Source organism: Bradyrhizobium nanningense, from assembly GCF_004114535.1.
Lineage (GTDB): Bacteria > Pseudomonadota > Alphaproteobacteria > Rhizobiales > Xanthobacteraceae > Bradyrhizobium > Bradyrhizobium nanningense.
Window position 1 is genome coordinate 148,262 of record NZ_LBJC01000031.1, and the last position, 17,553, is coordinate 165,814.

Here is a 17,553-nt window from a genome sequence, read left to right on the forward strand (position 1 = left end):
GAGAGAGTGCAGTGTCAGTGCCGCGCGAGTTCCTCCCCGACCTCTACCTTGTCCGCCGGCCGAAAACGCAGCGTGAACTCGGCCCCGCCCCCCGGAAGATTCTCCACCGCGACCGTCGCCGCGTGATCGTCCGCCACCGCGCGCACGATCGAGAGCCCCAATCCAGCACCATCGCTGCGGCGGCGGTCGGCGCGCCAGAAGCGCTGGAAGATCAGCTCGCGCTCGGCCTCGGCGATCCCCGGGCCGGAATCGCGCACGCGCACCGAACCGTCCTCGCCCACCTCGACGTCGACTGTGGTGTCCTTTGCCGTGAACTTGATGGCGTTTTCGGCGAGGTTGAAGATCGCGCGCTGCAGCATCTCCGCATTGCCGTGGATCAGCACCGGCGCGTCGGCGCCCTTCAGCGCGATGTCCTTGTGCTGCGCGATCGCCAGCGGCGCGATCGAGGCGACCACCTCGGCGCTGACGGCGCGTAAATCCGCGGTCTCGCCGGGATCGAGCACCAGGGTGTCGAGCTCGGCGATCTCCAGGAGCTGGGCAACGAGGCGGCTCATGGTTTCGATGTCGGCATGCAGCGCCTGCCGCGCCGCGCGATCGTCAAGCGTCTCGATCCGCGTGCGCAGGATCGCGAGCGGCGTGCGCAATTGATGCGCGGCGTCCGCCGTGAACTGCCGTTGCACCCGAAAGCCGCCTTCGAGGCGGTCGAGCGCTTGGTTGACGGCGGTGACGAGCGGCAAGATCTCGCGCGGGATCTGCTCCGTCGGCAGCCGGATGTCGGTGCGCGCAGGGCCAATATTGCTGGCCTCCTCGGAGGCCTTCCATAGCGGCGCGACCGCCCGGCGAAAGATGATGATGTCGGTGGCGAGCAGGATCAGGAGGATCGGGATGGTGATCCAACCTACGCGCCGGAAGAAGTTCGAGACAATGTCGTCGATGATGACGTCGCGATGCGCGAGGTCCTCTGCAACCTGGATGCGCACCGTCTTGCCGTCGATGTCGCGGGTGACCGCGGCGCCGGAAATGCTCTCCGACGAGCGAGGTGCAGCGGCGGCGGAGCGCCGGTGCGAGGAGAACAGCAAACGGCCGTCGGCATCGCGAATGTCGTACTGATAGCGGCCATACGCTTCGGAATAGAGTCCTTTGAGACTGTCGGGTAGATTGAACGTCAACAGGCCGCCCGGCTGCGCAACGATGCGCTCCGCCAGCACTTCGGCCTGGGCGCGCATGGCATCGCGATGCAGCTGGGTGATCTCGGAATTGAGCAGCCAAAACAAGACCAGCGGCAGGAGGATCGCGACCACCGCGACCGCCAGGATGTGCAGGAACACGATGCGCCAGATCAGCGATTTGAACGTCGGCGACCTGCCATAGGACCTGGCATAGGACCCGATCTGGGCCACGCTATTTCTCCACGTCCATGAGATAGCCGACGCCGCGAATGGTGTGGATCGCGACCTTGGCGCCGTGTTCGGCGAGTTGCTTGCGCAGCCGCGAGACATAGACCTCGACCGCGTTGGAGGCGACCTCGCCGTCCAGCCCGAAGATGTGGTCCTCGACGTTCTTCTTCGGCACCACCCGCCCCTGCCGGCGCAGCAGGATCTCGAGCACCGAGGTCTCGCGCGCGGAGATGATCCGCGGCTGGTCGTCGACGAAGATCTGGCGGCTCTCGGTGTCGTAGACGAGGTTGGCGAGGCTGAGCGAGCGGCCGAGCAGCTGGCCGGGCCGGCGCAGGATCGCCTCCAGCCGCGCCACCAGTTCCTCCATCGCGAACGGCTTGACGAGGTAGTCGTCGGCACCGCTGCGCAGGCCGCTGACGCGGTCCTGCAGGCCGCCGCGTGCCGTCAGCACCAGCACCGGGAGCGGTTCCATCTTGAGCCGCAGCTCGCGCAGCACCGACAGACCGTCGCCGTCGGGTAGCCCGAGGTCGAGGATCATTGCGGCATAGCTGACGCTGCTCACCGCCTCGCGCGCCTCGGCCGCGCTGCCCACGATGTCGCTCTGGTAGCCGGCCGCCGCCAGCCCGGCCGCGACGAGCCGCGACAGCTCGGCATTGTCCTCGACGATCAGAAGGCGCATTGCATGTCCGCCAAATACTCAAGTCGCCGCCCGGCCCGCGCGGCATCTTCGCTCTCTTCCATCATTCCGGCCGCCTCGGCCAGCGAAAAGTGGCCGGAAAGCAGGTCAGCCTGTCGTCAGGTTCGCGTCAACCGATGGAACATGGCCCGCCATTTCTGCCGGACCGCTCCTCGCGAGAGCAGCGGACCTTGCTAGCTCCGCCCTTCGAAATAGGTGCACAGCTGGCTCGTCTCCTTCAGGGCTATGGATTTCCGAAAGAGCCGGCACTTGAAGTGGCGGTCTCCGTCCTCCCCGCTCGCGACCAGAAACATGCATTGACTGCAAACGTCGGTGTGATGACGGCGCTCGGCAACATCGAGCCCAACGAGGACGCGGCGAAGCGTATCGCGCAGCCGAGATCGATCGGAGCCCTCGAGTGCCACAATCTGGTCTCGCAGGGCGTGGATCGGATCGCGCTCCAGGAGCTTCTTGCCTTCGCCCGTGACACATAGCGTAATCGAACGCTTGTCCTCCGCGGAGGGCTTACGGACCACCAATCCCTTGTCCAGGAGCGCGGCGGTAATCAGAGATGCGCCGCCGCGGGTCGTCCCCAGAAAGCCGGCGAGTGCCGTCGGGGTCCTCGAAAGTCTGTTGGCAAGCGCGAGAAAGCGCAAGGCCATCCACTCACGATCGCTCAGCCCCGAACGAGTGCCTTCAAAGAGCCAACTGCCGGCCGATTGCACGAGAAGTTGTACGATTTCAGTTGCCATGCTCATTGATAAATGCCGACGGGAAACGGCCGTTCGTCATCTCGATCGGGAATCGAGACTGGCCGCATTCGGTGAAAGCTGAATTTTGGTCGGGACTGGTTGAGTCCGGTATATTGTACCGTGAAGTCCGGACGGCGGGGAAACACGCCTGAGGCCGCGACTCCAGCCCGATTGCCGGATTCCGATAGCCCGGTCGTTCCGCGAAAGGAACACCGCAAGACTACGTACCGCGTTCACGACAAGGTTACGAACGCCCAATTTCGGCGCGTCCAGCAACTTCGCCCGCTCTGAATGCCGATCCGGAATTCATCGGCTATTCGGTGCAACTCGATTTGACACTGCGTAAGGTCTCACGCATCGGCCTGTCGGCTACCCATATTTGATCGGACATCGCCGCGTCCGCCCCGTTGCGGACCTCGAGCCGCCGCCCCATCATGGGCATCATGAATCCATTATCGGTACTCATTGTGTTCGGCGGCCTTCCGGGCACCGGCAAGACGACCATTGCTCGCGAGTTGACCGTTCGGCTCGCGGCGACATATCTGCGTATCGATTCGATCGAACAGGCGTTGCGGGACGCTGGCTTTACCGTCGGTGCAGAGGGCTATGCCATAGCCAACGCGCTGGCTGCCGAAAATCTCAAGCTCGGACGCATCGTTATCGCCGACTGCGTGAATCCAGTGCAGGCAAGCCGCGCTGCCTGGCGGCAATGTGCCTTGCAGACCTCGGCCCGCATGGTTGAGATCGAAATGGTTTGCAGCGAACCGGCGCTACACCGGCAACGCTTGGAAAGCCGGACACCCGACATTGATGGCCTCAAACTCCCAACCTGGAGTGATGTCGTGAGCCGCGCGTATGAACCATGGGACCGACAGCATCTGGTGCTCGACACGGCCAATTGTTCGCTCGATGATCTGCTGGAGCGAGCGGAGACCTATGTTCGCGACAAGATTGGCTAGCTCGGCAATTGGCCTCATGGTGGAGCTCGGCAGGCCGCCGCCGCGGGATTGCCCGCCGTCCATTGGCTCGCCGTCGACAGCGACCATGCCCTGCGCAGCGCGCCTTGAACGGCGGCTGGATCGAAGCTCATCGTCATCTCCAAATGAGTGCCAACGAAACGCATTTCGGATTATTCGATTCTAGCATTCTGCCACTGTTTTGCCCGACACGTCAAAGTGCTCCTGAGTTCGCAGGAGCTGCCGGGCGAAGGCCGCTTGCACCACTGATTTCTTCACGACTTATCAAGCCGTTGGCTACTGTGCATGGGGTTGTTTTTCAGCTTTTGAGTCTGCCTCCAAACACGACAACGCCCCGGAGCTTTCACTCCGGGGAGCTGCTTGTGACAGATAAAGCGATCAGCTCTGCGAGCGCCGCGCCATGAAGATGTCGTAGCCCACCTCGGCGACCTGGAACCAGGCGTAGCCGTCGCTCGTGAACTTGTTGAGAGAGTCGTGCACCTTCTTGAAGTTGGCGTTGGTTGCGCCGACCTCGGCGTGCAGCTCCTTGGCGGCCTTGTGGCAGGCGTCCATGATCGACGGCGAGAACGGGTGCAGCTTGGCGCCGCTGGCGAGCAGCTTCTTCAGCGCCAGCGGATTGGCGGCGTCGTAGCGCGCCATCATGTAGTTGTTGGCGTAGTGGCCGGCCTGCTCCAGCACGCTCTGGTAATATTTCGGCAGCGCGTTCCACTTGTCGAGGTTGACGAAAGCCAGCAGCATCGGCCCGCCTTCCCACCAGCCGGGATAGTAGTAGTGCGGCGCGATCTTGTAGAAGCCGAGCTTCTCGTCGTCATAGGGGCCGACCCATTCGGCGGCGTCGATGGTGCCCTTCTCCAGCGCCGGGTAGATGTCGCCGCCGGCGAGCTGCTGTGGCACCACGCCGAGCTTCTGCAGCACCCGGCCGGCGAAGCCGCCGATGCGGAATTTCATGCCCTTGAGATCGTCGGGCGTGTTGACCTCTTTCCTGAACCAGCCGCCCATCTGGCAACCGGTGTTGCCCGCGAGCAGCGAGACGACGTTGTAGCTCTTGTAGAATTCGTTGAGCACGTCGCGGCCGCCGCCGAGCATGTACCAGGCCTGGTTGATGCGCATGTTGGGGCCGAACGGCACGGCCGAGCCGAAGGTGAAGGTCGGATCCTTGCCGAAATAATAATAGGAGGCGGTGTGGCCGATTTCGCAGGTGCCGTTCTGCACGGCGTCGAGCACCTGGAGGCCCGGGACGATCTCGCCGGCCGCGAAGATCTGGATCTGGAATTTGTTGTCGGTCGCCTCCGCGACCATCTTGCACATCATCTCGGCGCCGCCAAACAGCGTGTCGAGCGACTTCGGCCAGCTCGTCGGCATACGCCATTTGATTTCCGGCATGGACTGCGCGATCGCGGGAGCCGCGAGCGTGGCGGCGCCGGCCGCGCCAAGTCCTGTGACCTTGATGAAGTCTCTTCTCTTCATGATTTCCTGCCCTGATGTATCAGTGATTGTGGGCCTTCTTGCCGAGGCTTGGGGAACAGCATGATGCAAGCCGCGGCCGAATGCCATCCCGATCGCACTGCGGCAAAGAAAAAGCCCGGCCTCCATGGAGGCCGGGCTTTCCGGTCTTGCGACTTTAGGACTAGGCGATCAGCCGCGCGTGCGCGAGCGGATCATGAAGCTGTCGTAGGTATATTCGGCAACCTGCCACCACAGATATTCGTCAGAGCGGTAGGCCTGCATGGCGTCGATCGACTTCTTGAAGTCGGCGTTCTTGGCCGAGATCTCGCCCCACAGTTCGTTGGTTGCCTTGAGGCAGGCTTCCAGCACCTCGTTGGTGAAGGGACGAAGCTGAGTGCCGCCGGCGACCAGACGCTTCAGCGCCGCCGGGTTCTGCATGTCGTAGCGCGCGGCCATCCAGCTGTTGGCGTTCGCCGTCGCGTTGGCGAGGATCGCCTGGTAGCTCTTCGGCAGCGAATTCCACTTGTCGAGGTTGGTGAAGGCATGGACCATCGGACCGCCCTCCCAGAAGCCCGGATAATAGTAGTACTTCGCCACCTTGGCGAAGCCGAGCTTCTCGTCATCATAGGGGCCGACCCACTCGGCCGCATCGATGGTGCCCTTTTCCAGCGCCGGATAGATGTCGCCGCCGCCGAGCTGCTGCGGCACCACGCCGACCTTCTGAAGCACCTGGCCGGCAATGCCGCCGATCCGCATCTTGAGGCCGGAGAGATCGGCGACAGTCTTGATCTCCTTGCGGAACCAGCCGCCCATCTGGGTGCCGGTGTTGCCGCAAGCATGGCCGATTACGTTCGACTTCTTGAAGAACTCGTTGCCGAGCTCCATGCCGCCGCCTTGGTACCACCAGGAGTTCTGCTGGCGCGCGTTGAGGCCGAACGGCACCGAGGCGTAGATCGCGAAGGTCGGATCCTTGCCGACATAGTAGTACGAGACGGTGTGGCACATCTCGACGGTGCCGTTGGAGGTCGCATCGAGCGCCTGGAGCGCCGGGACGAGCTCGCCGCCGGCGAACACCTGGATCTGGAATTTGTTGTCGGTCATCTCGGCGACGTACTTCGCCACCTGCTCGGCACCGCCATAGATGGTATCGAGCGACTTCGGGAAGCTCGAAGTCAAGCGCCACTTCACCTCGGGCGAGGATTGCGCGATCGCCGGCGAGGCCACTGCGGTCGCCGCCGCGCCTGCTGCCGACACTTTCAGAAAATCACGACGCTTCATCTTCAGGTTTCTCCTTGCTGGGGCGTTTCCCCTTAAACTTCTCTTGTGCCGCCGCTGATTCCGGCGACGCGCCAGGGCGCGTCGCACCGAAGGGGCTTGGACTGCCGTGGGCCTTTAACACGGACGGCCCGGTTTCGGAACGCGACAATGGCATGACGAGGCTCTACGAAAGTCGCATGTCCTCCGAGGGAACGAGCAGGTGTGCCACGGGCGGCCGATTCAGGCCGCCGCGATGACGCCCTTGAGCTGGTCCCGGACCTGCCCTGCAATGGCACGGTAGATCGCCGCATGGGGACCGTCCGGCTCGCTATCGACGACGGGATTGCCGGCATCCGAGGTGGCGCGAATCGCCATGTGCAGCGGGATCTCGCCGAGGAACGGGACCTCGAGCTTCTCGGCCTCGTGCCGCGCTCCGCCATGGCCGAAAATGTCCGACCGCGTGCCGCAATGCGGGCACTGGAAATAGCTCATGTTCTCGACGATACCGAGCACGGGCACGTTGACCTTCTTGAACATGGCAAGCCCCCGCCGCGCATCGATCAGGGACAGGTCCTGCGGGGTCGAGACGATCACGGCACCCTTGAGCGGCACGTTCTGCGCCAGGGTGAGCTGGGCATCGCCGGTGCCCGGCGGCATGTCGACGACCAGCACGTCGAGCTTGCCCCATTCGACGTCGCGCAGCATCTGCGTCACCGCCGACATCACCATGGGACCGCGCCAGATCATCGCGGTCTCTTCCTCGACCAGGAAGCCGATCGACATGATGGCGAGGCCGAAGCGCCGAAGCGGAATCATTTTGCGCTCGTCGTTCAGTTCCGGCTTGTCGCGCAGGCCCGTCAGGCGCGGCACCGAGGGGCCGTAGATGTCGGCATCGAGCAGCCCGACCTTGAGGCCGAGGTCGCGCAGGCCCAACGCCAGATTCAACGCGGTGGTCGACTTGCCGACGCCGCCCTTGCCGGAGGCGACCGCGATCACGGCGGCGACGCCCGGAATCTCCGACTGCCGCGCCATGGGCGACCCGCCTCCCTGCGGCGGCTTGTGGGCATGGGCCGGCTGCACGCCCGGCGCGCCGCGACTGGGTTGCGGAGGCGGCGGCGGTGCGGAGCCCGGCTTACGCTCGGCGGTCAGCGCCACCATGACGGTGGTGACGCCGGGGATGGTGCGCACGGCGGCCTCGGCCTCGGCCCGGATGGATTCCCAGGCCCTGGCCTCGGCGGCTTCGACATTGATCGAGAAGAATACCTTGCCGTCGGACGCGCTGATCGCGCTCAGCACATTGGCATTGGTGAGCGCGACCCCGCGGGGCGACTTGATCCTGGCGAGGCTGTCGAGAACCTGTTGCTGCGTCACACTCAAGGTGCATCTCCTGGACGGAGCCTGATCCGGACCCGGAAGGGCCGCACCAGCGCAGAGCGTGGGCGGCTTTCCGGCAAGGTCATGCTCGAGACTTTAGGATGCCCCATTAGAGCGGAAACGCCCAAAAGGCTACTGCCTGCCGATATCGTCAGCCATCTCGGCGGGCGCCGACCCCTGCTCTTTGGCGGCCTCGTAATTCAGCTCGATCATGACCCCGTTGGGGTCGTGAACGAAGATCTGCCAGAGGTCGCCGCCGGGCACCTGGCGGGAGTCGAACTTCATCCCCTTGGAAGCCAGCCTCTGCTTCATGCCGTCGAAGCCGCGACTGACGAAGGCGACATGATGGACAACGCCGGAATCCGGCTTTTGTGGCTCCGCTGTCGCGGAAATATCGACCAGGTGCACCACCGCCCTGCCCTCGCTGTACATCCAGGCGCCGGGGAAGGCGAAATTCGGCCGGGCGCCTTTTTCCAGGCCCAGCACGTCCTCGTAGAAACGGACGGTCTCGGCCAGATTCCGGGTCCGGATGTTGAAATGATCGAGGACGCCAACGCTCACACCGCCCATGCTCTCGCTCCCTTTTTCGAAGTCCTTAGGTCCCGCCATCCTAGCACAGGGGGCCGCCAAACGAAGCCGTTGCCCTCCCGGCTTAACGGTTTATGGTGCGCCTCCGATCCGCCCTCGCAGCGGAACTTCGAGGGCGCCGCCCGGCGCCCTCGCCCGGCTACAACCGTAAAACTCAAAACTACGGACAAGGTACCACACATGGCTAAAGTCGCTTTCCTCGGTCTCGGCGTCATGGGCTTCCCCATGGCCGGACACCTCGTGAAAAAAGGGGGCCATGAGGTCACCGTCTACAATCGCACCGCGGCCAAAGCGAAGGAATGGGCTGACAAGTTCGGCGGCAAGACCGCAGCGACCCCGAAGGCGGCCGCCGAAGGTCAGGATTTCGTGATGTGCTGCGTCGGCAACGACAACGATCTGCGCGCGGTCACGATCGGCGCCGACGGCGCCTTCGCCGGTATGAAGAAGGGTGCGACCTTCGTCGATCACACCACCGCCTCTGCCGAGGTCGCACGTGAGCTGGATGCAGCCGCCACCAAGGTGGGCTTCAAATTCGTCGATGCGCCGGTCTCCGGCGGCCAGGCCGGCGCCGAGAATGGCGTGCTGACGGTGATGTGCGGCGGCGCGCCAGATGCCTATTCCGGCGCCGAGCCGATCATCACGGGCGCCTATGCGCGGATGTGCAAACTGCTCGGGCCCGCCGGAAGCGGCCAACTGACGAAGATGGTCAACCAGATCTGCATCGCCGGTCTGGTGCAGGGTCTCTCCGAGGGTATCCACTTCGCCAAGAAGAGCGGGCTCGACGTCACTGCTGTGATCGAGACCATCTCGAAAGGGGCCGCGCAGTCCTGGCAGATGGAGAATCGCTACAAGACCATGAACGAAGACAAGTACGATTTCGGCTTCGCGGTCGAATGGATGCGCAAGGACCTCTCGATCTCGCTGGCTGAAGCCCGTCGCAACGGTGCCACCCTGCCGGTGACCGCACTCGTGGACCAGTTCTATGCCGAGGTCGAGAAGATGGGCGGCAAGCGCTGGGACACATCGAGCCTGCTCGCGCGCCTGCAACGCTGAGGAACGCGTCGACGGTCGGGGCCGGGCTGCTGCGACCGTCACGGGTCTCGACGCCGCGCTTGCGCCGCGACGAGGCCCGCATCGAGCCGAAAAACGAATTCCGGGGGGACTGACTTGCTGAGCGTGATAGCCGTCGTTTTCATCGTTGCGTACGCTGCCATCGCGCTCGAACATCCGCTGGGCGTCAACAAGAGCGCTTCGGCTCTGCTGGGAGCGGGCCTGCTCTGGACCATCTACGCGATGTCCGTCGGTGACGCCTCGCTCGTCAACCACCAGCTCGACGAATCCGTCGCCTCGACCGCGCAGATCGTCTTCTTCCTGATCGGCGCCATGACGATCGTCGAGGTGATCGACGCCCACAACGGCTTCGAAGTCATCACCTCGGTGATCCGCACCACGAAGCAGACCACGCTGATGTGGATCATCGGTTTCGTGACGTTCTTCCTGAGCTCGATCCTCGACAATCTGACGACCACCATCGTGATGATCTCGCTGATCCAGAAGCTGATCGGCAACAAGGGCGATCGCCTGCTGTTCGCTTCCATCATCGTGATCGCCGCCAATGCCGGCGGCGCCTGGACCGTGATCGGCGACGTCACCACGACCATGCTCTGGATCGGTGGCCAGATCTCTCCCGTCAGCATCATGAAGGCGGTGTTCCTGCCGTCGCTGCTCAACCTGCTGATCCCGCTGCTCATCATCGGCTATTCGCTGAGGGGCAAGAACATCGTGCCCCCGTTGCAGGAACAAGCGAAGGCCCTCAGGGTCGAGCTGTTCGAGCGCAATTTGATGTTCTATCTCGGGCTCGGCACCTTGGTTGCCGTTCCGGTCTTCAAGGCCGTGACGCATCTCGCGCCGTTCATGGGTATCCTTTTCGGGCTGGGCATCCTCTGGCTGGTCGGCGAGATCGTCCACCGCCACAAGGACGAGGATGCGCGCCGTCCCCTCACCCTCGTCCATGCGCTGGCGCGCATCGACATGAGCTCGATCGTGTTCTTCGTCGGCATCCTCATGGCCGTCGCGTGCCTGGAGCACGCCCGCGTCCTTGAGCTACTCGCGAAATGGCTCGACGCCACGGTCGGCCGTCTCGACATCATCGTCATCCTGCTTGGCCTCTTGAGCGCCATCATCGACAACGTGCCGCTCGTCGCCGCCACGATGGGCATGTACAATCTGGTGCAATATCCGCCGGACAGCTTCATCTGGGAGTTCATCGCCTATTGCGCCGGAACCGGCGGCTCGATCCTGATCATCGGCTCGGCCGCGGGCGTTGCCGCCATGGGACTCGAGAAGATCGAGTTCTTCTGGTACGCCCGCCGCATCGCAGGTCCGGCGCTCGCGGGCTATCTGGCGGGGGCGATGGTCTACATCGTGCAGCACGCGGCGCTGCACTGAACGGCGCCGGCGAGATCCAAATTAACGCCGGGTTAACGTAATTCTTTAGCTCCTTAAGTCACCTCTTAAGGATTTCTTGCCAGAGATAGACAATGCAGAAGGCCCGCGTCCGGCGTGGGCAGGAATCGTTGTTGCTTGATGAGTAACCCCGCTGAAAAGCCCGAGGTTGTGCAGCTTCCGGCCGAGCCGGTGAGCGCTCCATCGGCGAGCAGCCGAAGGGCTGCGGCGCAGCGGGTGCGCGAGGCGCGCGACAGGTTAACGTCGACCAGCGGAACCCGACCGGCCTTCGACGCCGAGATGCTGCGCCAATATGCCCAGACCCGGCTGTCGGCTTCCTATGTCGTGATGCTGCTGGTGGTCGCGACCGGGGTGCTGTTCGGGCTGTGGATGCAGCCGATCCCCGCCGCAGCCTGGACGGTCGGCATGCTCTGCATCCACGCGGCGATGATCCGCAGTTGCCGGCGCTTCCTGACCGAGCCCGCCTCGCCCGCGGCGACGCGCGCATGGCGGACGCGCTTCGTCGTGCTCGATCTGCTCTATGGCCTGTGCTGGATGGCGATCCTGATCCACCCCGTGCTCGACATGGTCACGGAAACGCTGATGATGTTCCTGATGCTGCTGGTGATCGCAGTATCGAGCATGGTCGCCGCGAACTTGCCGATCGCAGCCCTTGCGGCCACCGCGCCGGTCGCGGTCGCCATGGCGCTGAGCTTTGCGATGACCGGCTCGCTGGACAATTATATCCTGGCCGCGCTCGCGCTCGCCGCCGAAGGCTATTTCGTGCTGCTGGCGCATCGCCTGCACTCCTCCACCTTCGCCACGCTGGAAGCGCGCGCCGAAAAGGACGCGCTGATCGGCGAGCTCGAACAGGCCAAGGCGATCTCGGACGAAGCGCGCCACCGCGCCGAATCCGCCAATGTCGCCAAATCGCGCTTCCTCGCGCAGATGAGCCACGAGCTGCGCACGCCGCTGAACGCGATCCTCGGCTTTTCCGAGGTGATGAAGAGCGAGATCTTCGGCGCGCATGCGGTGCCTGTCTACAAGGAGTACTCGGCCGACATCCATAATTCGGGCGTCCACCTGCTCAACCTCATCAACGAGATCCTCGATCTGTCGCGGATCGAGGCCGGCCGCTACGAGCTCAACGAGGAAGCAGTGTCGCTGGTCGGCATCGTCGCCGACTGCCACCATCTGATGAAGCTGCGCGCCTCTAGCCGCGGCATCACCATCCACGAAGTGTTCGAGCAGGCAATGCCGCGGCTCTGGGCCGACGAGCGCGCGATCCGCCAGGTCGTGCTCAACCTGATTTCCAACTCGATCAAGTTCACGCCGCAGGGCGGCGAGATCTGGCTCAAGGCCGGCTGGACCGCTTCGGGCGGACAATACCTCTCGGTGAGGGATACCGGCTCCGGCATTCCCGAGGACGAGATCCCGGTCGTGCTCGCCTCGTTCGGCCAGGGCTCCAACTCGATCAAATCGGCCGAACAGGGCGCAGGGCTCGGTCTGCCGATCGCCAAGAATCTGATCGACCTGCATGGCGGCACGTTCACGCTGAAATCGAAGCTGCGCATCGGTACCGAGGTGATCGTCACCTTCCCGCCGGAGCGTGTGATGAGCGCGCTTGCGCCGCTGTCGGATGATTCTCCACCGCTCCAGCCGGAGAATTCCGTACTGCCCGATGAGAAGCGCCGGCCGCGCCACAAGCCGATCATGAGCGCCGGCACGGGCTCTTAACCAGAAGCTTGCAGAGATGCCCGACAATCCCCCACTATATCCGAATGAGCAAAGAAACGCCGTGCGTCGCCGTCTGCATGATCGATCCCAGGACCAAGCTGTGCTTCGGCTGCGGCCGGACCCTGCCCGAGATCGCGCGCTGGCACGCCATGGAAAGCGCCGAACGGCTCGCGGTCATGGCCCTGTTGCCGGCACGCATGACGGAAGCCGGACTTGCGTCGATCGCGCCATCGCCGAAACGGACCTGACCGGCCTGCGCGCCTCCGGAGGCGCACGATGATCCGCTTCCTGCTCGTTCTCGTCACGCTCGCCGGCACGGCAGGCGCGGTCGTCGCCTATGGCGATCCCGAGCAGATCGCGCGCGCCAGCCACAAGGTCTCGCACATCTTTCGCGCGCAGACGGTGGCGGCCGCCCCCGCCGTGCAGATCCCACGCGGCCAGGGCGGCGAATTCGCACTGCGCGCGAAGATCAATGGTGTCGCGGCGCCGATGGTGATCGATACCGGTGCGACGTCGGTGGTGCTGACGTGGGAAACCGCGAAAGCCATCGGGCTGCCGCTCGAGATGCTCGAATACGATGTCGATCTCGAAACCGCGGGCGGTCATACCAAGGCAGCCCGCCTCACGCTCGACCGTCTCTCCGTCGGTCATCTCGTCGAGAAATCGGTGCCGGCCCTCGTCGTCCAACGCGGGCAGATGAAGACCAACCTGCTCGGGATGAGCTTCCTCGACCGCCTGGAGAGCTGGGGCGTCCGCGCCGACAAGCTGATGCTGACCGGCTATCCCGAGCTTCAGAGCAGCCACCGCCGCTCGCGCACGGCGATGGACTAGGTCGCAGCGGGACGTGCGGCGCCATTCGAGCGGACTCTCATTCCTGGCGACAACAAACCGCGAGAGCATGCAGGTGCGATCTGCATGCACCTAAGTGACGAACCAATTCACCGTTGGGCCCAGATTGTGAACCCGGCACTCGCCGAGAATGCCGGATCTGCCCCAGGCGTGATGGATGTGACCACATAGATGGAGCCGCGGCTTCGTCGACAGGACGGCATCGCGGATAGCGTGGCTGCCTTCGTGGGCGCCGTCCCTTTGAACGTCGGCGCAGCCGAACGGCGGCGAGTGAGTCACGAGAACCGCCCCCGGCGGACACCCGCGGATCAGATCCGCCGCCTCCGCCTCACCGAGCCGCCGATTCCAGGACTCGTCCCGCCGACCCGCGGGGATTTCAAATCCGAGGCCGAAGAACGGCACGCCTTCAACTGTCACGGCTTCGCCATGAAGAACGTGGATGGCAGTGTTGATACAACAGGCACGCCGCAACTCGTTCAGGTCGTCATGGTTGCCAGCGACGAGGACCATGGGAACGGTGATGGCGCGGAGCAGATCAACCGTCTCGCGCAGCCCGATCCCCTGGGTTGAGAAATCGCCGGCGCCCACCACGACGTCGGCCTCTCGCGAGGCACCGACGATAGCCTGTGCGGCATCACTGTCTCGATGCAAGTCGCTAAAGGCCAAGATCTTCATCAGCGCCGTCTCTCTTTGCTCATCTCAGATAGCGCTTCTCGTCGGCCCTGACTTTATCCATGCCCTGCAGACGGAAGATCTCCTCGACGGAGACGATTACCCTGTCGACATTCTGGATGCCGCCATCCTTCAGGATGGCGGCGAAAACATCCTTCATCGCCATAACGGCTGCGCGGATCGCGTGGTTGCCGTAAATGACCATCTTGATCTTTCCGAGCGCACGAATGCGTTCCGTCGTCATCTCGGGATACGCGGTCGGAACGATAACGAGCGGCACCCTGCCCTTGAAGGCGCGCACGAAACTCTCCACCTCGTCGGGCGTCTTTCGCTTGGAATGGATCAGGACCATGTCCGCCCCGGCCTCCTCATAGGCCGCAGCCCGCTTCAGTGCTTCTTGCTCTCCCAGCCCGGCTATCAACGCCTCGTCGCGCGCGACCACCAGGAAGCCGGCATCTTTTCGCGTCTGACACGCGGCTTCGATCTTGCCCTGAAACTCCTCGATCCGCAGCAACTCCTGGCGGCCATCCGTCACGAGGCTGGTCACCTTCGGAAACGACTTATCCTCGATGACGACAGCAGAGGCCCCAGCGCGCTCATACTGCTGCACCGCGTGAATCACATTGATGGCGTTGCCAAAGCCGGTGTCGATGTCGGCAACAATCGGTAGATCCACCCGCTCGGCCATGGCACGCATCATGTCGAGGTGCTGCGTCATCGAAATCAGACTGACATCGGCAAGACCGTACAGCGCCGAGAGCTCGAAGCCCGACGCCCAGATGCCGTCAAACCCCGCCTCCTGCGCGAGCAGCGCGGACAACGGGCTATGCGCCGCCATGATCTGGACGAGACCGGAATTGGCCATCTTGTCCCTGAGCAGATGTCCTTTGCCGTTCATGATCTTTATTTCCTCCGTGCGTCCAAAGCAGGCGCGGATCCGGCCTGGGGCAAAATGATAGGAATACTCACGAGCTGACAGCGCGGCAGCTGCGGCGCGATCGCCTTTCTGAAGCGATAATTGTATGAGATAATTCCTCCAGACCATCCCGAAATTCGCATCCATCTGTTAGATTTTCTAAATCATGAGACGCTTACCGCCCCTGAGAGCATTGAAGGTCTTCGAAGCGGTCGCCCGACACTCGAGCGTGACCGCCGCTGCCGAAGAGCTGTGTGTTTCTCACGGCGCGGTCAGTCAGCAGATCAGGATTCTGGAAGAGTATTTCGGCCGGTCTCTCTTCCGCCGCTCAGGGCGCGGGATCGAGCCGACGCTGGAGGCATCAGCCTACCTCGCGGATGTCAGGGCGTGTCTGGATCGTCTGGCGATCGCGTCGGAACAACTGGCGCGGCGCAGGCCAGGCAGAATTCTCAAGATCAACGCGACACCGTCTTTCGCGATGCGCTGGCTGATCCCGCAGACATCGTCATTTCAATTGGCGAATCCCTCGATCGAACTGCGCCTGTCGACATCTCCGACCGACGAGATCGATCAGCTCGGCGAGCCCTTTGATTTCATCATTCGCCGTGACGTCATGCGGCGCAGCGATCACTCTTGCGGGAAAATCGCCGATGACGTTTCGACGGCGCTCGTGAGCCCCATGCTGCTCGAGAAGCACAGCATAAATGCTCCGCGAGATCTGCTAGCCGTGCCGCTTCTTCACCTCAAATCGCGACCCGACGCCTGGAGGGGGTGGCTCGGCGCCAGTGGCGTCGTGATCGGAGAAACAGTTGCCGGACCGTACTTCGATCATTTCTTCCTGTCCCTGCAGGCTGCGATCAACGGCCTCGGCGCCGCGGTCGGGCCGTTCGCATTGATCCAGGACGACCTCGCGAGCGGAAGACTGGTCGCGCCGTTTCCGGAGCGCACGCTGGTTGGCCCTGGCTTCCATGTCCTCTACAGAACGGCGATGAAGGACCGGGCCGGACGGCTGTTTCTGGATTGGCTTCTCGCGCAGGCAGGGCGGTGACGGGCTCGCCAAGCGGGCGGGCGCAGCAGGCTAAACCAGCGGCGGGCCCTGCCGCAGATTCATGTGACGGTTGACGTCCTTGTAGAGCAGATAGCGAAACCGGCCGGGGCCTCCGGCGTAGCAGGCCTGCGGGCAGAATGCGCGCAGCCACATGTAGTCTCCGGCCTCGACCTCCACCCAATCCTGATTGAGACGGTAAACGGCCTTGCCCTCGAGGACATACAATCCGTGCTCCATGACATGCGTCTCTGCGAAGGGAATCGTCCCACCCGGTTCGAACGTCACGATGGTGATGTGCATGTCGTGGCGCATGTCCGCCGGATCGACGAAGCGGGTGGTCGCCCACCTCCCTTCTGTGCCCGGCATCGCGATCGGTTCGATGGAGTCTTCGTTGATCACGATGGCCTCGGGCACGGCCACCCCCGGCACGCGCTGGTACAGTTTGCGGATCCAGTGAACCTGTGCAGGGTCCAGGCCGCGGTTGCGAATGCTCCAGGCGCAGCCCGGAGGCACGTAGGCGAAGCTGCCGGGCCGCAGCTCAAATTCACCATCGGCCAATTTGAGACTCAACTTGCCGCCGACGACGAACAACGCCCCCTCGGCATCCTTGTCCGGCTCTGGCATGTCACTTCCTCCGGCCGGCGCGATCTCCATGAGATAATGGGAGAACGTCTCGGCGAAGCCGGAGAGCGGTCGCGCCAACACCCAGACGCGCGTGCTGTCCCAATGCGGCAGGTAGCTGACGACGATATCGCGTTGCACGCCGCTCGGGATGACGGCGTATGCGTTCGTAAAGACCGCGCGGCCGCTCAGCAGGTCCGTCTGGGGCGGATGGCCGCCCTGCGGTACGTGATAGGTGCGCGACGACATCATCAAGCCTCGTGAAGGTTACCGATCGGACGTATCAGCTTGCAGCTGACTGAACACCGATCTGCATCGGCTCGCTCAGCCAGTGTTCTTCGAGATTGGCGCCATCCCCCTTGCGGTCGACGACGAGGAACGCGCTTGCGTCCTTCAGAACCAGGAGCGGATGGTGCCAGCAGTTTCTAGCATAGTTCACGCCCTGGTGGCCCTTTGCCGCGAACGCCCGGTAGCTGGCGGGGACGCCCGGGTCTGTGCAAACGACCACGAGCCAATCCGCTCCGTTCAGGGGGACGAACATCTGGCTTCCAAGCGGATGGCGCTCCATCAGGCGGATCGCGATCGGCGCAGGCCGCACTGAGGCGACAAACCAGCCGATGTTGACCTGTCCGCCTTCCGTGGCAATGTCGATATGGGCGAGCCCGTCAAAGCGCTGAGCGTAACCCTGGTTGATCGACAGCGGCGTGTTACCTTCCGTCTCGACGACGTCTCCGAACGGAGCGAATGCCTGCTGCGTCAAAGGCTCGATCGAGAGTGTCACCATTGCGGGCCTCAAGC

18 protein-coding genes are annotated in these 17,553 nt (G+C 63.6%); 7 read left to right on the top strand and 11 right to left on the bottom strand.

The window, feature by feature from the left end; all coding sequences use genetic code 11:
- Positions 1 to 14: 14 nt before the first annotated feature.
- The 3 genes from XH84_RS26760 to XH84_RS26770 all read right to left on the bottom strand — a co-directional run bounded on the left by XH84_RS26760 (position 15) and on the right by XH84_RS26770 (position 2,831).
- Entirely contained in the window at positions 15 to 1,400 is a 1,386-nt protein-coding gene (locus XH84_RS26760; protein ID WP_164936636.1) for a sensor histidine kinase, read from the bottom strand.
- A gap of 1 nt (position 1,401) precedes the next feature.
- Positions 1,402 to 2,076 carry a response regulator gene (locus XH84_RS26765; protein ID WP_128922474.1) on the bottom strand — a complete coding sequence of 225 codons (675 nt, stop codon included), beginning with the start codon at positions 2,074 to 2,076 and terminating at the stop codon, positions 1,402 to 1,404.
- A gap of 191 nt (positions 2,077 to 2,267) precedes the next feature.
- Entirely contained in the window at positions 2,268 to 2,831 is a 564-nt protein-coding gene (locus XH84_RS26770) for a MarR family winged helix-turn-helix transcriptional regulator (protein ID WP_128922475.1), read from the bottom strand.
- Between the two features lie 428 nt (positions 2,832 to 3,259).
- Between XH84_RS26770 and XH84_RS26775 the strand changes: the two genes are divergently transcribed.
- A complete protein-coding gene (locus tag XH84_RS26775; protein WP_245471861.1) occupies positions 3,260 to 3,784 on the top strand; it encodes a P-loop nucleotide/nucleoside kinase family protein in 525 nt (174 codons plus the stop codon).
- 396 nt (positions 3,785 to 4,180) lie between these two features.
- On the opposite strand, the gene XH84_RS26780 is transcribed toward XH84_RS26775, so the two are convergent.
- The 4 genes from XH84_RS26780 to XH84_RS26795 all read right to left on the bottom strand — a co-directional run bounded on the left by XH84_RS26780 (position 4,181) and on the right by XH84_RS26795 (position 8,449).
- The gene (locus XH84_RS26780) at positions 4,181 to 5,269 is read right to left on the bottom strand and encodes a TRAP transporter substrate-binding protein (RefSeq protein ID WP_128922476.1); all 1,089 of its coding nucleotides are present in this window, start codon (positions 5,267 to 5,269) and stop codon (positions 4,181 to 4,183) included.
- A gap of 168 nt (positions 5,270 to 5,437) precedes the next feature.
- Positions 5,438 to 6,526: a TRAP transporter substrate-binding protein gene (locus XH84_RS26785; protein ID WP_128922477.1), complete on the bottom strand. Its 1,089-nt coding sequence runs from the start codon at positions 6,524 to 6,526 to the stop codon at positions 5,438 to 5,440.
- A gap of 219 nt (positions 6,527 to 6,745) precedes the next feature.
- The gene (locus XH84_RS26790) at positions 6,746 to 7,882 is read right to left on the bottom strand and encodes an Mrp/NBP35 family ATP-binding protein (protein ID WP_128922478.1); all 1,137 of its coding nucleotides are present in this window, start codon (positions 7,880 to 7,882) and stop codon (positions 6,746 to 6,748) included.
- Between the two features lie 129 nt (positions 7,883 to 8,011).
- The gene (locus tag XH84_RS26795) at positions 8,012 to 8,449 is read right to left on the bottom strand and encodes a VOC family protein (RefSeq protein ID WP_128922479.1); all 438 of its coding nucleotides are present in this window, start codon (positions 8,447 to 8,449) and stop codon (positions 8,012 to 8,014) included.
- A gap of 198 nt (positions 8,450 to 8,647) precedes the next feature.
- Here XH84_RS26795 and XH84_RS26800 point away from each other — a divergent pair, with 198 nt between their 5' ends.
- From XH84_RS26800 to XH84_RS26820, 5 genes are all read left to right on the top strand, one after another.
- Positions 8,648 to 9,520: an NAD(P)-dependent oxidoreductase gene (locus XH84_RS26800; RefSeq protein WP_128922480.1), complete on the top strand. Its 873-nt coding sequence runs from the start codon at positions 8,648 to 8,650 to the stop codon at positions 9,518 to 9,520.
- Between the two features lie 114 nt (positions 9,521 to 9,634).
- Entirely contained in the window at positions 9,635 to 10,915 is a 1,281-nt protein-coding gene (nhaD, locus tag XH84_RS26805; RefSeq protein ID WP_128922481.1) for a sodium:proton antiporter NhaD, read from the top strand.
- A 138-nt stretch (positions 10,916 to 11,053) separates the two neighbouring features.
- Positions 11,054 to 12,649 (top strand): sensor histidine kinase, encoded by a 1,596-nt coding sequence (locus XH84_RS26810; protein WP_128922482.1) that lies wholly within the window; start codon positions 11,054 to 11,056, stop codon positions 12,647 to 12,649.
- A 44-nt stretch (positions 12,650 to 12,693) separates the two neighbouring features.
- Complete coding sequence (locus XH84_RS26815; RefSeq protein WP_128922483.1) at positions 12,694 to 12,897, top strand: DUF1289 domain-containing protein; 204 nt, start codon at positions 12,694 to 12,696, stop codon at positions 12,895 to 12,897.
- A gap of 28 nt (positions 12,898 to 12,925) precedes the next feature.
- Positions 12,926 to 13,480: a TIGR02281 family clan AA aspartic protease gene (locus XH84_RS26820; protein WP_128922484.1), complete on the top strand. Its 555-nt coding sequence runs from the start codon at positions 12,926 to 12,928 to the stop codon at positions 13,478 to 13,480.
- Positions 13,481 to 13,570: 90 nt separating this feature from the next.
- Here the strand turns inward: XH84_RS26820 and XH84_RS26825 are convergent, their stop codons facing one another.
- The gene (locus tag XH84_RS26825; protein WP_128922485.1) at positions 13,571 to 14,173 is read right to left on the bottom strand and encodes a metallophosphoesterase family protein; all 603 of its coding nucleotides are present in this window, start codon (positions 14,171 to 14,173) and stop codon (positions 13,571 to 13,573) included.
- A 19-nt stretch (positions 14,174 to 14,192) separates the two neighbouring features.
- The gene (locus XH84_RS26830; RefSeq protein ID WP_245471862.1) at positions 14,193 to 15,233 is read right to left on the bottom strand and encodes a phosphonopyruvate hydrolase; all 1,041 of its coding nucleotides are present in this window, start codon (positions 15,231 to 15,233) and stop codon (positions 14,193 to 14,195) included.
- Between the two features lie 19 nt (positions 15,234 to 15,252).
- Between XH84_RS26830 and XH84_RS26835 the strand changes: the two genes are divergently transcribed.
- Positions 15,253 to 16,134 (top strand): LysR substrate-binding domain-containing protein, encoded by an 882-nt coding sequence (locus tag XH84_RS26835; protein ID WP_128922486.1) that lies wholly within the window; start codon positions 15,253 to 15,255, stop codon positions 16,132 to 16,134.
- A 30-nt stretch (positions 16,135 to 16,164) separates the two neighbouring features.
- Here the strand turns inward: XH84_RS26835 and XH84_RS26840 are convergent, their stop codons facing one another.
- On the bottom strand, positions 16,165 to 17,004 hold the full coding sequence (locus XH84_RS26840) for a bifunctional allantoicase/(S)-ureidoglycine aminohydrolase (RefSeq protein ID WP_128922679.1): 840 nt from the start codon (positions 17,002 to 17,004) through the stop codon (positions 16,165 to 16,167).
- A gap of 34 nt (positions 17,005 to 17,038) precedes the next feature.
- Complete coding sequence (locus tag XH84_RS26845) at positions 17,039 to 17,539, bottom strand: ureidoglycolate lyase (protein WP_128922487.1); 501 nt, start codon at positions 17,537 to 17,539, stop codon at positions 17,039 to 17,041.
- Positions 17,540 to 17,553 lie beyond the last annotated feature (14 nt).

Excerpts from the sequence above, each read along its gene's own strand:
- XH84_RS26775 (WP_245471861.1), top strand. The coding sequence starts at position 3,260 with ATGGGCATCATGAATCCATTATCGGTACTCATTGTGTTCGGCGGCCTT.
- XH84_RS26825 (WP_128922485.1), bottom strand. The coding sequence starts at position 14,173 with ATGAAGATCTTGGCCTTTAGCGACTTGCATCGAGACAGTGATGCCGCA.
- XH84_RS26830 (WP_245471862.1), bottom strand. The coding sequence starts at position 15,233 with ATGGATGCGAATTTCGGGATGGTCTGGAGGAATTATCTCATACAATTA.
- XH84_RS26800 (WP_128922480.1), top strand. The coding sequence starts at position 8,648 with ATGGCTAAAGTCGCTTTCCTCGGTCTCGGCGTCATGGGCTTCCCCATG.
- XH84_RS26820 (WP_128922484.1), top strand. The coding sequence starts at position 12,926 with ATGATCCGCTTCCTGCTCGTTCTCGTCACGCTCGCCGGCACGGCAGGC.
- XH84_RS26795 (WP_128922479.1), bottom strand. The coding sequence starts at position 8,449 with ATGGGCGGTGTGAGCGTTGGCGTCCTCGATCATTTCAACATCCGGACC.
- XH84_RS26810 (WP_128922482.1), top strand. The coding sequence starts at position 11,054 with ATGAGTAACCCCGCTGAAAAGCCCGAGGTTGTGCAGCTTCCGGCCGAG.
- XH84_RS26815 (WP_128922483.1), top strand. The coding sequence starts at position 12,694 with ATGAGCAAAGAAACGCCGTGCGTCGCCGTCTGCATGATCGATCCCAGG.
- XH84_RS26780 (WP_128922476.1), bottom strand. The coding sequence starts at position 5,269 with ATGAAGAGAAGAGACTTCATCAAGGTCACAGGACTTGGCGCGGCCGGC.
- XH84_RS26845 (WP_128922487.1), bottom strand. The coding sequence starts at position 17,539 with ATGGTGACACTCTCGATCGAGCCTTTGACGCAGCAGGCATTCGCTCCG.
- XH84_RS26785 (WP_128922477.1), bottom strand. The coding sequence starts at position 6,526 with ATGAAGCGTCGTGATTTTCTGAAAGTGTCGGCAGCAGGCGCGGCGGCG.
- XH84_RS26835 (WP_128922486.1), top strand. The coding sequence starts at position 15,253 with ATGAGACGCTTACCGCCCCTGAGAGCATTGAAGGTCTTCGAAGCGGTC.
- XH84_RS26765 (WP_128922474.1), bottom strand. The coding sequence starts at position 2,076 with ATGCGCCTTCTGATCGTCGAGGACAATGCCGAGCTGTCGCGGCTCGTC.
- XH84_RS26770 (WP_128922475.1), bottom strand. The coding sequence starts at position 2,831 with ATGAGCATGGCAACTGAAATCGTACAACTTCTCGTGCAATCGGCCGGC.
- XH84_RS26840 (WP_128922679.1), bottom strand. The coding sequence starts at position 17,004 with ATGTCGTCGCGCACCTATCACGTACCGCAGGGCGGCCATCCGCCCCAG.